General features: G+C 66.9%; 15 protein-coding genes and 1 pseudogene. 10 read left to right on the forward strand and 6 right to left on the reverse strand.

All coding sequences use genetic code 11. The annotated features are described in order from the left end of the window. A complete protein-coding gene (locus KRR38_RS23680) occupies window positions 1–696 on the reverse strand; it encodes a fumarylacetoacetate hydrolase family protein (protein ID WP_217405920.1) in 696 nt (231 codons plus the stop codon). 82 nt (window positions 697–778) lie between these two features. Here KRR38_RS23680 and KRR38_RS23685 point away from each other — a divergent pair, with 82 nt between their 5' ends. Continuing rightward, on the forward strand, window positions 779–1339 hold the full coding sequence (locus KRR38_RS23685; protein WP_217407433.1) for a YqgE/AlgH family protein: 561 nt from the start codon (window positions 779–781) through the stop codon (window positions 1337–1339). A gap of 90 nt (window positions 1340–1429) precedes the next feature. Then, on the forward strand, window positions 1430–1999 hold the full coding sequence (locus tag KRR38_RS23690) for a carboxymuconolactone decarboxylase family protein (protein ID WP_217405921.1): 570 nt from the start codon (window positions 1430–1432) through the stop codon (window positions 1997–1999). Window positions 2000–2059: 60 nt separating this feature from the next. Here the strand turns inward: KRR38_RS23690 and KRR38_RS23695 are convergent, their stop codons facing one another. Beyond that, window positions 2060–4537, reverse strand: coding sequence for a PhoX family phosphatase (locus KRR38_RS23695; RefSeq protein WP_217405922.1), 2478 nt, complete (start codon window positions 4535–4537; stop codon window positions 2060–2062). Between the two features lie 105 nt (window positions 4538–4642). Further along, window positions 4643–5278 (reverse strand): TetR/AcrR family transcriptional regulator, encoded by a 636-nt coding sequence (locus KRR38_RS23700; protein WP_217405923.1) that lies wholly within the window; start codon window positions 5276–5278, stop codon window positions 4643–4645. 89 nt (window positions 5279–5367) lie between these two features. Between KRR38_RS23700 and KRR38_RS23705 the strand changes: the two genes are divergently transcribed. From KRR38_RS23705 to KRR38_RS23715, 3 genes are read left to right on the forward strand one after another with little or no spacing between them, the layout of a single operon-like run. Further along, the gene (locus KRR38_RS23705) at window positions 5368–6876 is read left to right on the forward strand and encodes an efflux transporter outer membrane subunit (RefSeq protein WP_217405924.1); all 1509 of its coding nucleotides are present in this window, start codon (window positions 5368–5370) and stop codon (window positions 6874–6876) included. Beyond that, entirely contained in the window at window positions 6869–8035 is a 1167-nt protein-coding gene (locus tag KRR38_RS23710; protein ID WP_217405925.1) for an EmrA/EmrK family multidrug efflux transporter periplasmic adaptor subunit, read from the forward strand. Before KRR38_RS23705 ends, KRR38_RS23710 begins: the two co-directional genes overlap by 8 nt. 7 nt (window positions 8036–8042) lie before the next feature. Continuing rightward, window positions 8043–9605: a DHA2 family efflux MFS transporter permease subunit gene (locus tag KRR38_RS23715; protein ID WP_217405926.1), complete on the forward strand. Its 1563-nt coding sequence runs from the start codon at window positions 8043–8045 to the stop codon at window positions 9603–9605. Here the strand turns inward: KRR38_RS23715 and KRR38_RS23720 are convergent. The 3 genes from KRR38_RS23720 to KRR38_RS23730 are packed head-to-tail and all read right to left on the reverse strand — an operon-like array spanning window position 9602 to window position 11802. Next, on the reverse strand, window positions 9602–10369 hold the full coding sequence (locus KRR38_RS23720) for an enoyl-CoA hydratase/isomerase family protein (RefSeq protein WP_217405927.1): 768 nt from the start codon (window positions 10367–10369) through the stop codon (window positions 9602–9604). The genes KRR38_RS23715 and KRR38_RS23720 overlap by 4 nt on opposite strands. Further along, on the reverse strand, window positions 10366–11157 hold the full coding sequence (locus tag KRR38_RS23725) for an enoyl-CoA hydratase-related protein (RefSeq protein ID WP_217405928.1): 792 nt from the start codon (window positions 11155–11157) through the stop codon (window positions 10366–10368). The genes KRR38_RS23720 and KRR38_RS23725 overlap by 4 nt, the downstream gene beginning before the upstream one ends. 57 nt (window positions 11158–11214) lie before the next feature. Continuing rightward, a complete protein-coding gene (locus tag KRR38_RS23730) occupies window positions 11215–11802 on the reverse strand; it encodes an alpha-ketoglutarate-dependent dioxygenase AlkB (protein WP_217405929.1) in 588 nt (195 codons plus the stop codon). An 18-nt stretch (window positions 11803–11820) separates the two neighbouring features. Here KRR38_RS23730 and KRR38_RS23735 point away from each other — a divergent pair. The 5 genes and pseudogenes from KRR38_RS23735 (at window position 11821) to KRR38_RS23755 (ending at window position 15215) form a co-directional block, all read left to right on the forward strand. Next, a pseudogene (locus KRR38_RS23735) lies at window positions 11821–12236 on the forward strand (secondary thiamine-phosphate synthase enzyme YjbQ). Window positions 12237–12305: 69 nt separating this feature from the next. Then, window positions 12306–12932, forward strand: a complete 627-nt coding sequence (locus KRR38_RS23740) for a carboxymuconolactone decarboxylase family protein (RefSeq protein WP_217405930.1) — start codon at window positions 12306–12308, stop codon at window positions 12930–12932. Window positions 12933–12971: 39 nt separating this feature from the next. Then, window positions 12972–13604: a carboxymuconolactone decarboxylase family protein gene (locus KRR38_RS23745; RefSeq protein WP_217405931.1), complete on the forward strand. Its 633-nt coding sequence runs from the start codon at window positions 12972–12974 to the stop codon at window positions 13602–13604. 19 nt (window positions 13605–13623) lie between these two features. After that, window positions 13624–14460, forward strand: coding sequence for a cytochrome b/b6 domain-containing protein (locus tag KRR38_RS23750; protein ID WP_217405932.1), 837 nt, complete (start codon window positions 13624–13626; stop codon window positions 14458–14460). Next, the gene (locus tag KRR38_RS23755; RefSeq protein WP_217405933.1) at window positions 14457–15215 is read left to right on the forward strand and encodes a molybdopterin-dependent oxidoreductase; all 759 of its coding nucleotides are present in this window, start codon (window positions 14457–14459) and stop codon (window positions 15213–15215) included. The genes KRR38_RS23750 and KRR38_RS23755 overlap by 4 nt, the downstream gene beginning before the upstream one ends. The last annotated feature ends 45 nt before the right edge of the window (window positions 15216–15260 follow it).

The raw sequence follows: 15260 nt of genomic DNA on the forward strand, positions 1-15260 counted from the left end.
CTATTCGGCTGCTCCGATGGTCAGCTCGACCGGGAGGAGACCGTCGATCGTGCCGACGAGCACGTCGCCCGCCGCGATCGGCCCAACCCCGGCCGGGGTGCCGGTGTAGATGAGGTCGCCCGGCGCGAGGTGGTAGAATTTCGAGAGGTCGGCGATCAGCTCGGGCACCGAGAAGATCATGTCCGATAGCACCGAGTCCTGCTTGACCGTGCCATTCTGCGTCAGCCGGATCGCTTGGTCGCCGACCGTGCCAAAGGCGGCAGCACGGGTGATCGGGGCCATGACCGCGGCGTTTTCGAAATCCTTGCCGAGGTCCCAGGGACGGCCCTTGTCCTTGGCCGCGTTCTGCAGGTCGCGCCGGGTCATGTCGAAGCCGCAGGCATAGCCGAACACGGCCGACAGCGCGTCGGCTGCGGCGATGCGAAAGGCCGGCGCGCCGATCGCGACGACCAGTTCCATCTCGTAGTGGCAGTTCGCCGTGCCCGGCGGATAGGCGATCGTCGCGCCCGAGGGGCAGATCGCCCAGGGTGACTTGGTGAAATAGAACGGCGCCTCGCGGTCGGGCTCGGCGCCCATCTCGCGCGCATGGTCGGCATAGTTGCGTCCCACGCAGAAGATGCGGCGGACGGGGAAGCCGGCGCTCTCGCCGAGCACGGGGACCGAGGGACTCGTGGGCAGGTCGAATAGCGTGGTCATGCGACCAGCAGTGGCGCGCGGCGGTCGCGCAGGCAAGAGCCGCTTGTCGCGCGCCGTGCAAGTGTCCATGATCCGGCCGACCATGACCGACGCGCAATATCTCTCCGGCCGACTGCTCCTCGCCATGCCGGGGATGTTCGATCCGCGTTTCGATCATTCGGTGATCGCCATGTGCATGCATGACGAGAACGGCGCCTTCGGCGTCGGCATCGGCCATGTCCGCGAGGGCGTGCGGCTCCATTCGTTGCTCGAAGAGCTCGAGATCGATCCGGGCGAGGCACCCGATTGCGCGGTGCTCAACGGCGGCCCGGTCGAGCCGACGCGCGGTTTCGTGCTGCATTCGCCCGACTGGGGCGGGCAAGGGACGGTCGAGGTGACGGGGCTCTGCGCGCTGTCGGCCTCGCTCGATATCCTGCGCGCCATCTCCAATGGACGCGGGCCGAGCCACTGGCTGATCGCGCTCGGCTATGCCGGCTGGGGGCCGGGCCAGCTCGACAACGAGATGCGCCACCACGGCTGGTACGCCGCCGACGCGCACGGCGAGGTGCTGTTCGAGACGGCCTATGCCGATCGTTGGACCGCTACGTGGAAGGCCGAGGGGATCGACCCGGCGCTGCTGGCGAACGTCACCGGAAGAGCCTGATTGTAGAACGGATCGCGCCGGGCGGTTGATGTTCGCACTTGGTCGTGAGCTTTGAAGACCTATGATCTCCTGCAGACAAGGGAGAGCCTCATGCCGCAGAATAGCTCACGTATTCCTGGGCCCCGCATCCCGCCGCTTCCGCCCGAAGAATTCACGCCCGAGCAGGCCGAGCTGGTCGGCGACTGGAAGAACCTGGTTTTCTCGCGCGTGCTCGTGCGGCGGCCCGACATGTACCGGATATTCCTGCCCTATATCGAGAAGGTCATCGCCGACACCAAGCTGCCGCCGCGCGACCGCCAGATCATCGTCCTGCGCACCTTGGCCGCGGCGAACGACACCTATGAGCTGCATCACCACAAGGTGATCTCGGTCAAGGCCGGGATGAGCGATGCGGAGATCGAGGCGGCTGCTTCGGGCAAGGGCCTGACCGGCTTCGACCGGACGCTGGCCGATGCGGCCGAGGAACTGCTGCGCGATCAGGTCATCGGCGATGCCACCTGGGCGGCGCTGGCCACGCGCTATTCCGAGGAGCAGCTGATGGAGGTCGTCTTCCTGTCGGGCTGCTACGTGACGATGGCGATGCTGACCAAGACCTTCGGCATGCCGCTCGAGGACGAGGCGGAAAACGCCCGGATCAACGCACTGCGCGAATATACCTGAGCGGCAAAAGAGAAAGGGCCCGCCGAAGCGAGCCCTTTCCTTAATTCCAGACTGCGACGGTCAGAGACCGACCACGCCGCCGTCGTTCTTCGTGATGGCGATCGTCGCCGAGCGCGGGCGGCCGGTGGCGTTGCCCGCCTGGCTCTGCGGCCAGTTGCTGGTGATGTTCGACGGATTGCCGTTCTCGCCCGGGTGCTGGATGTTGACGAAGACGGTGCGGCCGTCCGGCGTCGAATCGATACCGGTGATCTCGCATTCCTTCGGTCCGACCAGGAAGCGGCGCAGGTTGGCGCCTGGCGCGGCGCCGATGCGGGTGGCCTGGGTGGCCGTGCCGCCGCTGAGGCTGTTGGTGATCGTCTTGGTCGTGCCGTCGCCGACCGTGCCGGGCTGCCCGCAGAGCAGCATGCAGTTTGTCACGTCGGTATAGGCGCCGTCGTCGGTCTCGATCCACAGCAGCGGCTTCACCAGACCGCTGGCGTTCTGCGGGCGGCCGAACCACAGGCCGTCGGGCGAGGACAGGTCGTTGGTGTCGTCGAGGCCCGAAAGGTTGATGTTGGCGGGATCGAGATCCTTGCCCGAGCCGAACAGGTAGATGTCCCAGGCAAAGCCCGTCGCCTCGGTGGTGTCGCCGGTTTCCTTCAGACGGATGATGTGGCCGTTGGCATTGCCGTTGGTCGCACCGCCGGTGGTCTTGGGATCGGTATAGGCGCGGGGGTTGGCCGCATCGGTCGGGTTGGTGGTGATGTTGCGCGTGCTGTTGTTGGTCAGTGTCAGGTACATCTCGCCGGTGACCGGATTGACTGCGGTCCATTCGGGCCGGTCCATCTTGGTCGCGCCGAGTGCGTCGGCGGCGAGACGGGCATTGGCGAGCACGTCGGCCTGATCGGCGAAGGCATAAGTCGCATTGGCCGCGGTCAGTGGACCGCTGCCGAAGGTCAGCGGCAGCCACTGGCCCGAACCGTCGGCGTTGAATTTGGCGACATAGAGCGTGCCGGCGTCGAGGTACTTGTCGCCGATAGCCAGGCGGCTCGTTGCCGAGGCGTCGGCCGCGGCCCAGGGGGTGTTCGAGACGAACTTGTAGAGGTATTCGTTCGTCGCGTCGTCGCCCATGTACCAAGCGGGCTTGCGGCCATCGATGAACTTGCCCGGCCAGGCGCCCTCGTGGTTCATGCGGCCCAGCGCCGTGCGCTTACGCGGCGCCTGCGTCTTGTCGTAGGGATCGATCTCGACCACCCAGCCATACTGGTAGATCTCGTTGCGGAAGTCCCCGGTGCCGTCGGCCGGCTTGGCCGGATCGAGCGTGATGTTGAACTTGGCGATGCTGGTGTCGCCAGCGGGGGCGGTCGCCGTGGTCCAGTTGAAGCTGCCGCCGTTGGCCGAGCCCTTGCCGTAGCGGGCGAGAGAGACCGCATCCTTGGTTCCGGCGCGCGCGGTGACGTCGCTGGCGTCGCGGCGGAAATAGCCGACCCAGTTCTCTTCGCAGGTCAGGTAGGTCGACCACGGCGTATAGCCGTTGGCGCAGTTGTTGACCGTGCCGCGGCCCTTGGTGCCGTCGGTCGAGAAGGCGGTCTTGAGGAAGGCCGCGCCCTTGGCCGGGCCGCTGAAGGTCGTCGGGGTCAGCGGCGTGATGCGGCGGTTGAACGTCGAGTTCTGGACGTAGCCCCAGGCGCCGCCGGTGCCCTGCGCGAATTCGATCACGCTGATGCCGTGGCACTCGACCTCCTTGAGCACCTCGTCATAGGGGCGCACGCCGCCGGGCGAAGTGGCGCCTGCGGGGTGGAGATAGGCCTGGTTGATGTTCTCGTGATTGATGCACATCACGGCGCGGGTGTTCGATGTCGGATCCGGGCTGCCCGCGGCGTTGAGGCCGAAATAGTACATGCCGTCGTGGTGGTCGCCCGCGCGCTGCGAGAAGCCGGCGTCGCTGCCGTCGTTGGCATAGGCCGAGACGCCGGTCGCGATCGGATCGCCGGTGCGATAGACCACGGTCGCGGTATAGCCGGCGGGGACGCTGACGATGTCGGCCTGGCTCTTGGCCACGGCGGTGAAGCCCAGCACGGCCGGGCTCACGGTCAACGTGGTTTCGGCCGTGGTGGTCGCACCCTTGGCGTCGCGCGCGGTGAACTGGAACTTCAGATCGGTCGCCGCGCTGACGCTGGGCGCCAGGAAGGTGACCACGCTGCCGGTAGCGTTGGTGACAGTCAGCGTGACCGTCGGTCCTGAGGTCTGGGCCCAGACCACGCCGCCGCCGGTGCCGTCGTCGGTCGCGGTTCCGGTCAGGGTGACGAGGCGGCCCGACGACGTGGCACCGGAGGAGCCCGCGGTCACTACGGGTGCAGCGTTGGCTGTGTCGTCGTCGCCGCAAGCCGTCAGCATCGAGGTGCCGAAAAGCGCCATTGTCGCGGCGCCGATCCCGCCGAACAGCGTCTGGCGGCGCGAGTAACGCTCCGCGACGATTTCGTTCAGCGAGATGTTTGCAGAGCGGTTGGTATCGACGTCGCCGTCGCTGTATCCAAAGTTGATTGTGGTGTCCGTCATCGCCCGGTCCCCATGGTTTGTTGTTAGAGGGCGAGTCGTTAGCCGGGCTCGATGACAGCTGTGCTCCAGCTCGGTGTCCGAAAAATATCCGAAATATGACCGTTTTCAGACGACGTAGGCGCGGATGAAGGTGGTCATCGCATTGTCGACCTCGGCCTCGATCGTTTCGGGCGCGAGCGAGTCGATCAGGCCCATAAGCATTCGCTGATGTTCGCCGGCCATGCACAGCGCGATGAGCTGGCGCGCGGCGATCAGCGGGTCGGCGGGGCGCAGCGACTTCCGTTCCATCGCCCCGGCGAGGAATTCGGCGAGCAGTTGCTGTGTCTGCCGCGGCGCGCGCTCGTAGAAGATTTGGCCGATCTCGGGAAAGCGGTTGGTCTCGCCCACGACCAGCCTGTGCAGCGCGATCGCTTCGGGCGAGGTCACCTTGCGCAGAAATTCGATGCAGAAGCGCCGCAGCGCCGCCTCGACCCCGTCGCGAGGATTGAGGATCAGCGAAAGCTGCGCGCGGAAGGCCTGGGTCACGCGGTCGATCACCGCGGCGAAGAGCACTTCCTTCGACGCGAAATAGCTCCACAAGGTTCCCTTGGAACCTCCGAGCGTCGCGGCGATTGCTGACATCGTGGTTCCGGCATAGCCGTGCTCGAGGAAGGACGCCGCAGCGACGTCGAGGATCGCCTCGTGCCGCGACTGGCGACGCGCTTCGCGGCGGCTCGGAGCAGGAGGAGGCGTTTCGTGCATTTCATCGTACGATATAGTACGGTTTTTCTGTTGACAAGGCACAGGGCCGCGCCCATCTCTGCCGGCATACCAGACAGTACGGTTTCCTGATGCGCCAGCCGAGTCTCTCTCTTGCCCTGCGAACCGCCGTGCCGCTGGCCGCCTTGTTGGCTGCCGCCTGCGCGCCTGTGCCGAATCTCGGTCCCAAGCCGCTGCCGCGCGCGCCGGAAACCGTCGATTCGCGCCAGAGCCTGCCCGCCACGCCTGGCGCCGCTTGGCCGGGCGACCTCTGGTGGAAGGCGATCGGCGATCCCCAGCTCGACGCCCTGATCGAGGAAGGGCTGCGTAATTCGCCCGACGTCGCCGCCGCGGCCGCGCGGTTCCGCCGCGCCGCCGGCATGGCCCAGGAAGCCCGCGGCGCAACGCTGCCCTCGCTCGACGTCGGCGGTTCGGTGGTCGAGCAGAAGCAGTCGATCAACCTCGGCTATCCCGATCAGTTCAAGGATTTCCTGCCCAAGGGTTGGCACGATTTCGGCGAGGTTAGCGCCAGCCTCGGCTACGATCTCGACATCTGGGGCAAGAACCGTGCGGCGCTCGCTGCAGCGACCTCGGAACGGCGCGCAGCCGCGATCGACGCGCAGCAGGCGCGGCTGATGATCGCGACCGGCGTCGCTGCGGCCTATGTCGATCTCGCGCGGTTGTTCGCGCTGCACGATGTCCGTCAGGGCGAACTCGACGTGCGCATCGCGAACCAGAAGCTCATCGCGGATCGTCGGGCCAACGGGCTCGAGAACCGGGGCAACGAACGCCAGGCCGATTCCGAAGTGGCCAGCGCACGCGCCTCGCTCGGCTCCGTGAACGAGCAGATCGGGCTGCGTCGCAACCAGATCGCCGCGCTGATCGGCGCGGGGCCGGACCGCGGGCTTGCCATAACCGAGCCGGCGCTTCCGACCGTCGCGGCGCGCGGACTGCCCGAGAACGTGACCACCGACCTCGTCGGACGGCGACCTGACGTCGCCGCGGCGCGTGAGCGGGTCGAAGCGGCGGCGAGCCGGATCAAGGTCGCCCGCGCCGATTTCTTTCCGGCGATCCGGCTGAGCGCGCTGTTCGGCGTCCAGGCGCTGGGGCTCGGCTCGCTGTTCGAGGGCGATTCCACCTATGGCCATGTCGGCCCCGCGATCAGCCTGCCGATCTTCCACGGCGGTGCAATCCAGGGCCAGTACCGCGGCGCGCGCGGTTCCTATGACGAGGCTGTGGCCGATTACGACAAGACGGTCGTCACCGCCTATCAGGAGGTTGCCGATGCGGTGACCAGCCAGCGGTCGATCGCGCAGCAGCTGGCTGACGCCCGGACTGCGCTGGCTGCTTCGCAGGATGCCTTCGAGATCGCCCGCCAGCGCTATCAGGGCGGGCTTTCGAACTATCTCGATGTCCTGGAAGTTCAGGATCGGCTACTGGTCGTGAAGCTTGCGGTGGCAAGCCTCGACGCCGGCCAACGAAGCGTCGAGATCAACCTGATCCGTGCCTTGGGCGGCGGCTTCGAGCCTGCCAATCTTGCTGCGCCAAACCGCATTCCCACTCCCGACAGTCTTGATACCAAGGACGAACCGCATGGCTGAAGCCAACCCCGAGGACATCCAGCAGGCCGCTGCTGCGGAGGATGAGGCTGCGATCAGGCAGGCCAGCCAGGCGGCCAAGCGCCGGATCTGGCTGACGCGGCTTGCCATCGTCGTCGCGGTCGTCGCGCTCGGCTATGCGCTCTGGTATTTCCTCGTCGGCCGCAACCACATCAGCACCGACAACGCCTATGTGAACGCCGAGATCGCGCAGGTTACGCCGCTGATCTCGGGTCAGGCGATCGAGGTGCGGGTCAAGGACACGCAGGCGGTGAAGCGCGGCGACATCCTGGTCATGCTCGACCCGTCGAACCAGAAGATCGCCGTCGCCCAGGCCGAAGCCGAACTGGCCGAGGCGCGGCGCAAGTTCCGCCAGACCGTGGCGACAAATGCTTCGCTATCGGCCCAGGTCCAGGCCCGCGGCGCGGACATCGCCCAGGCCCAGGCCCAGGTGACCGCGGCGCAGGCGGAATTTGAGAAGGCGCGCATCGACCTCCAGCGCCGCCAGGCGCTCTCGGGCAACGGCGCGGTCTCGGGCGAGGAACTGAGCTCGGCGCGACAGGCCTTCGAGAGCACGCGGGCGCAGCTCGCGCGGGCGCAGGCCGGCATAGCCCAGGCCCAGGCGACGCGCACCGCGGCGCAGGGCGAATACGAGGCCAACGACGCGCTGGTGCGCGGTTCGCGCGAGGACAACGATCCAGCGGTGCAGGCGGCCCAGGCCAAGCTCGACGCGGCGCGGCTCGATCTCCAGCGCGCGGTGATCCGCGCGCCGATCGATGGCACGGTGACCAAGCGCCAGGTCCAGCTCGGCCAGCGCGTGGCCCAGGGCACACCGATCATGACGATCGTGCCGCTGAACCAGGTCTATATCGACGCCAACTTCAAGGAGCGTCAGCTCAAGGGCGTCGAGGTCGGCATGCCGGCGACGGCGACGGCGGACATCTATGGCGGCTCGATCACCTATCACGGCAAGGTCACGGGCATCGCCGGCGGCACTGGCGCCTCGATGGCGCTGATCCCCGCGCAGAACGCCACGGGCAACTGGATCAAGGTGGTCCAGCGCCTGCCCGTGCGCATCGAGCTCGATCCCAAGGAACTGGCCGCGCACCCGCTGCGCGTCGGCCTCTCGATGGAAGTCGAGATCGACACCGCGGGCAAGTGATCGGACAATGGCCAGCAAGCCCCAATCCGCTCAGGCGCGACAGGCCGAGGAACAGACCTGGCTGTTGATCCCGCCGTCGCGCCGCATCCTTGCGGGCATGATTCTGGCGCTCAGCAACTTCATGGTGGTGCTCGACATCACCATCGCCAATGTTTCGATCCCGCATATCTCGGGCAATCTCGGTATCTCGCTCGACCAGGGCGCCTGGGTGATCACCTCCTATGCGGTGGCCGAGGCGATCTGCGTGCCTCTGACCGGCTGGCTGTCGCAGCGTTTCGGCGCAGTACGCTGCTTCATGATGGCAATGGTCGGATTCGGGATCTTCTCGTTCCTCTGCGGCAGCTCGGTGACCCTGGGCATGCTGATCGCCTGCCGGATCGGCCAGGGCCTCTGCGGCGCGCCGCTTATGCCGATGTCGCAGACCCTGCTGCTGCGGGTGTTCCCGCCGGAGAACCGGACGGCCGCGATGGGCATCTGGGCGATGACGACGCTGGCGGGGCCCGCGCTCGGCCCGATCATCGGCGGCTACATCAGCGACAACATCAGCTGGCACTGGATCTTCTTCATCAACCTGCCGGTCGCGGCCTTCTGCGTGGTCATGGGCTATCTGCTGCTGCGCCCGGTCGAGACCAAGATCAGCAAGCTGCCTATCGATGCGGTCGGGCTGGCGCTGCTGATCTTCTGGATCGGCTGCCTGCAGGTCATGCTCGATATCGGCCGCGATCACGACTGGTTCGGCGATCCCAAGATCGTCATGCTGGCGATCGGCGCGGCGATCGGCTTTTGCGTGTTCATCATCTGGGAGCTCACCGAGGAGCACCCGATCGTCAACCTGCGCATCTTCCGCAACCGCGGCTTCTCCGCCGGCGTGTTCACCCTGGCCTTCGGCTTCGGCGCGTACTTCGCCTCGATCGTGTTGATCCCACAGTGGCTGCAGAGTTCGATGGGCTATACCGCGACCAAGGCCGGGCTGATCACCGCCTTCACCGCGATCGCCGCGATCGCCGTCGCGCAGATCGCCGCCAAGATGCTCGCCTGGGCCGATCCCCGGGTGATGATCTCCTGCGCGATCGTCTGGATGGCCTTGATGACGCTGCTGCGCACCGGCTGGACCACCGGCGCGGATTTCTGGACCCTGGCGATGCCGCAGATATTGCAGGGGCTGGCGATGCCGTTCTTCATGGTGCCGCTGACCTCGGTCTCGCTGGCGGCGGTCAAGCCCGAGGAGGTGCCTAGCGCTGCGGGCCTGCAGAACTTCCTACGGACGATGGCCATCGCCGTCTCGACCTCGCTGGCGCTCACCACGATGGGCGACGCGCAGCGGGTCTCGCGCAGCGAGCTGGTGGGCAAGCTCCAGCCCGACGCCACGGTCGGCACGCTGTCGGGCATGGGCATGTCGGCCGAACAGGGCCGGCAGACGATCGCGAACCTAGTCGAGGACCAGGCGACGATGCTCGCGGTCGACCACACGTTCTGGATCACCGCCTTCGTGCTGTTCTTCGCCGCCGCGCTGGTCTGGGTTTCGCCGCGACCGAAGAAGATGCCGGCGCAGGGCGCAGGCGGGCACTAAGAGCCTTTGGATTTCCGGTAGGCTTCCGCCATCCGCGCCGCCAGGTCGGGCCGGTTGGTGGTGTGGAGCTGGCGTGCTGTCTCGACATCGATGAAATCGCCGATGGCGAGCTCTTCGGCGGAAAGCACATTGGCCTTCATCATACGCAGAGCGAAAGGCTCGCGATCCGCTAGCTCCTGGGCCAGCGCCAATACGTTGTCGTGGAGGGCATCGCGCGGAAAGAGCCGCGTGACGAGGTCGATCTTCAGTGCTTCCTCGCCGGTAAGCTTGATCGGGAAGAACAGCATCTCGCGCGCCCTGGCTCCGCCGACGATGCGATCGAGGAACCAGGGCGGTCCCATGTCGCTCGACACGCCGACACTGAGGAACGCGGTGTTGAACCGCGCTTCGGGCGTGGCGAAGCGGAAGTCGCAGGCCGCCGCCCAGCCGAGCCCGGCGCCGGCGCAACCGCCGTCGATCGCGGCGATCGTCACTTGCGGCATGGTGTGGAGCATGGCCGCCGCGTGATGGACCCGGCCTAGCTGCTCGGCTGTCACAGGCGAAGAGCGGCCGCCGTCGCCTACACCGATATCCGCGCCGACGCAGAAGTCGTTGCCCGCGCCGCTTAGGACGACGACGCGCGCGTCGCTGGCCGCGACCTCCTGCACGACACGATAGAACTCGTGGCAAAGTTCGACGGTGATGCCGTTGCGCCGCTCGGGCCGGTTGAGTGTGATGACCGTGATTGCGTCGCGCCGCTCGGTGAGGATAATGCCCTCACTCACGCGGGATTGGCCCAGTTCGGCTTGCGCTTCTGCGCGAACGCGGTCGGTCCCTCACGCGCATCGGGTCCGGTGAGCAAGCTGCGGACCTCGGGCAGGTGGAACATGTCCTTCATCGAATGCTCGACACTGTGCCCGTCGAACGACTGGACCACGGCCTTGGTCGCGGCGATGGAGGCGGGCGAGCATTCCATGATCTCGTCCGCCCAGCGCCGCGCCGTGGCCATCAGGTCGCCGGCCGGCACAACTTCCGCGACGATGCCCATGGCATGCGCGTCCTGCGCTGTGATCTTGCGCCCGGTGAGCAGCAGCGCATGCGCCCGCTTCGGGCCGAGTTCCTCGACCACGCGCTGGATGCCGCCGCCCAGCGCCGCCAGGCCGACGCGCGGTTCGGTCAGGCCGAAGCTGGCCGTGTCTGCGGCGATGACGATGTCCGAGGCGAGCGCGGTTTCGAAACCGCCGCCCATCGCCATGCCGTTGACCGCGGCGATCACCGGCTTGCGCCGGTTGAACCGCGAGACGAGGCCGGCGAAGCCCGACTCGGGCACCGGCGGCCTGCCCCCCGACGGCGCGGTGACGAGGTCGGCCCCCGCGCAGAACGCCTTGTCGCCCGCGCCGGTGATCACGGCGATCCACAGCTCGGGGTTGCGCTCGAATGCGTCGAACACCGCGCCCAGTTCATGGTTGGCATCGGTATGGAGCGCATTGCGCCGCTCGGGGCGATTGAGCGTGATGGTCATGACGTGGCCATCGACGGCGACGTCGCAGAATTCCGGGGCGAAGTCGGGCATGGCTGTCTCCTGAAATTGGAACGTTCATGTCAATATGACAGTTAAATTCCGTTCTGGTCAATCGCTAGTCCGCAAGCTCCTCAGCGTGATCGCCCGGCGCGTCTCGGCCACGGGCACGATCGAATGCTCCCATTCCCAGCGCGCTGGCCCGTCGAGCCGGTAGAGCGATCGCGGCGGCAGTGTCACAGCGCAGCGCTCGAACCCGCGGGCGAGGCGCCGGCGCATGCGTAGCACGACCGCGCTTGACAGCGACAGGCCCAGCACCGTGCCGAATTGCGGCCGGTCGCGGTGCCAGCCGATGCCGGCGCCCGGGTCGTAGCGGATCAGCAGGCCCTGGACGAAGGCTTGCGGGTCGAGGTCGGCGCGGTCGGCGGCAAGGCCGGCGATTTCGCGCAGCCATTCGGGGAAGGGCGGAGCATCGAGGACCTGCGCGGCGCCATAGTCGTAGCCGAAGCCGTAGGAGGCGGTCAGCCGCTTGCCCTCCCACTGATGGAAGCGGAACGGGGTGAGCGGCGCGGCGTCGATGGCCTCGGTCAGCGCTTGTTCTTCGGCGGGCGTGACGACGTCGTGCCAGAGCGCCATGCCCTCAGGCAGCGCTTGAACCGGTTGCTGGAAGTCTGCGAAAAGATCGCCCTGGGTGGCCATCGCTACTATATGGGAGCGATGCGGCAGGCATCTACCATCCTTACCGTTCCGACATCCGGCCGCGGCTTCACTGAGATCACGGAAGAGGTTGTCGGCTGGATCGATGGCATAGGGATCGCGGAGGGTGTGCTGACGCTGCTCTGTCGCCACACCTCGGCCTCGCTGCTGATCCAGGAGAACGCGGCGTCCGCGGTGAAGACCGATCTCGCCCGCTGGTTTGAGCACCTCGCGCCCGAGGGCGACCACTATGCCCACGATGACGAAGGCCCCGACGACATGCCCGCGCATCTCCGCGCGGTGCTGACCGGTGTGAACCTGTCGATCCCGTTGCCCGCGGCCGCATGCTGCTCGGGACCTGGCAGGGCATCTATCTCGCCGAGCATCGCCGCGTGCCGCACCGCCGAGAGGTCGCAGTCCACCTCATCGGCGAATAGAACGCTTGTTCAGCAGGCGCGAAGCTCTCTATGGAAAGTGCCAGGCAAACCGAGCGGAAGGACCGGGAGATGAGTTTCGAGCAGAGCGGCGACCTCAACATCGACAAGCGCATGGCGCAGGTCGTCGGCACTGGACCGCGTATCGAGCCGCTCCCCGAAGACAACCTTCCCCCCGAAGCCGAGGAAGCCGCGGTCGAGATTCGCGCCGCTTTCGGCCTGCCCGAGAACGGCTTCATGCCCGAAAGCTTCCGCCAGATGCTCGTCCATCCCGAGCTGTTCCGCGGCCAGATGGCGATCGGCATTGCCCTGGCCGGCAGCGCCATCCCGCCGCGCGAGCGTGAACTGGCCATCCTGCGCAACGCCTGGATCTGCGCCGCGCCCTACGAATGGGGCGAGCATGTCGACATGGGCAAGAAGCGCTGCGGCCTGACCACCGAGGAAGTCGAGCGCTGCACCCAGGGCTCGAAGGCCGAGGGCTGGAGCGACCATGAGCGTGCGATCATGAAAGGCGTCGAGGAACTCCACGCCGACTTCGCGATCTCCGACGAGACCTGGGCCGAGCTGGCCAAGACCTGGAACGACAAGCAGATGATGGAATTCCCCGTGCTGATCGGGGTCTATACGACGACGGCGATGCAGCAGAACTCGATCCGCTTCCGCCTCGACGGCAGCAATCCGGGCCTCACGCACCGCTAACATCACCCACCGCTAATCACAGAAAATTGGGAGAGACTTATGGGCCAGCCTGAAACCGGCAGCATTTCGATCGATGTTGCGGCGCGTGAAGCGCATGTCGTGGGCGATGGCCCGCGCGTGGCGCCGCGGCCTAATGCGGAAATCGATCAGGCGGCCTTCGACCTGTGCAACAAGGTCCGTGCCGGCGCAGGTGCCGGGCCGGTCACCGACATGCCCGAATACATGCGGATCATGGTCAAGCACCGCGCGCTGTTCGAGCCGAACATGATTCTGGGTGACGCGCTCTACAACGGCACGCTGCCGGCGCGCGAGCGCGAACTTGCCGTCTTGCGCTGCGGCCTGCTCTGCGGCGCGCCCTACGAATGGGGCGAGCACGTCCGCATCGGCCAGCGCTGCGGCCTGACCCCGGAGGAGGTCAACCGCGTGCTCGAAGGCTCGTCGGCACCGGGCTGGAACGAGCTTGACCGGGCCGTCCTACGCGGCACCGAAGAACTGATCGCCGACCACGTGCTATCCGACGAGACCTGGAACGTCTTCGCCAAGTACTGGGACGAGCAGCAGCTGATCGAATTCCCCTTCATGATCGGCCAGTACGTCGCCATCGCCTATGTCCAGAACACGCTGCGCGTGCCGCTGGCGGACTACAATCCTGGGCTGTCGTCGCGGGCGTGATTGGTCTAGCCTCGTTAGGATGAGCGAGGCACCCGAACCTTCGGAGCCCAAGGGCGGCGACACGGTCCGCCGCCACCGGCTGTCGACGCGCATCTGGCACTGGATCAACCTCGTCACGCTCACGGTCATGCTGATGAGCGGGCTGATGATCTTCAACGCGCACCCTCGGCTCTACTGGGGCCAGTACGGGGCCAATCCCGATAAGGCCTGGCTCGAGATCGGCGCGATCGGCAATGCGGGTGCGCTGCGTATCGGCCCGGTGACGCTCCCCACCACCGGCCTGCTCGGTGTCTACACCGACGGCAGCGGCGAGGTGCAGCAGCATGCCTTTCCCGGTTGGGCGACGATCCCGACCGACTACGATCTCGCCAGCGCGCGGCTCTGGCATCTGGCCTTCGCCTGGATACTGGCCTTCGGGCTGCTGGCCTATCTGCTCTGGTCGCTGGTCAACGGCCATCTGCGCCGCGACATCCACATAACCGCGCGCGAGTGGCGCCCTTCGCATATCTGGCACGACGTCAAGGAACACGCCCGGCTGCGCTTCCCGACCGGCGCGGCGGCGCTGAAGTACAACGTGCTGCAGAAGCTTGCCTATGCCGGCGTGCTGTTTGGCCTGCTGCCGCTGATGATCCTGACCGGCCTGGCCATGTCGCCGGCGATGGATGCGGCCTGGCCCTGGCTCACCCAGGTACTGGGTGGCCGGCAGAGCGCGCGGTCGATCCACTTCCTCTGCGCTTTCGGGCTCGTCGCCTTCGTCGTGGTCCACCTCGTCATGGTCGTGCTGGCGGGGCCGATCAATGAAGTGCGCTCGATGATCACGGGCTGGTACCGGCTACCGAGGGAGCGCCGCGAGTGAGCCGGTCCCCCATCTTCACGCGCCGCGGTCTGCTGGTCGGCAGTTCAGGGCTGGTCCTGGCGGGCTGCGACAAGCTCAACGAGAGCCCCGGCTTCCGCTCGCTGCTGATCGGGTCCGAGAAGCTGCACCAGCGCTCGCAGCGGCTGATCGGCGGGCACGAGCCGCTTGCCCGCGAATTCGCCGAGCGCGACATGTCGCCCGAGTTCCGCGCCAACGGCAGCCGCAACGTCGCCGACATCGGCTACCAGCAGCATGTGCTCGACAAGTTCGCCAACTGGTCGCTGATCGTCGACGGCCTTGTCCGCCGCCCGCTCGCCCTGCCGCTCACCGCGCTCCAGGCGCTGCCGCAGCGTGTGCAGATCACCCGGCATGACTGCGTCGAGGGCTGGAGCGCGATCGGCAAGTGGCAGGGGCCGCAGCTCTCGCACCTGCTCAACCGGGCCGAGATCCTGCCGAGCGCGCGCTATATCGTGTTCCACTGCGCCGACCGCTTCGGCACCACGCCCTACTACGAATCGATCGACCTGATCGACGCCTATCATCCGCAGACGATCCTCGCCTGGCGGATGAACGAGCAGCCGCTTCCCGTCGCCCACGGCGCCCCGATCCGCCTGAGAGTCGAGCGGCAGCTTGGTTACAAGCAGGCCAAGTACGTCATGCGCATCGAAGCGCGATCGAGCCTCGCCGGACTCTATGGCGGCAGGGGCGGCTACTGGGAGGATGTCGGCGACTATGCTTGGTACGCCGGAATCTGACGGCAACTTTCAAGCGGCCAGCAGCGTTCAGCGGTGGGGCTGAAC

Origin of the sequence: Novosphingobium sp. G106, from assembly GCF_019075875.1 — a bacterium.
Classification (GTDB): Bacteria; Pseudomonadota; Alphaproteobacteria; order Sphingomonadales; family Sphingomonadaceae; genus Novosphingobium.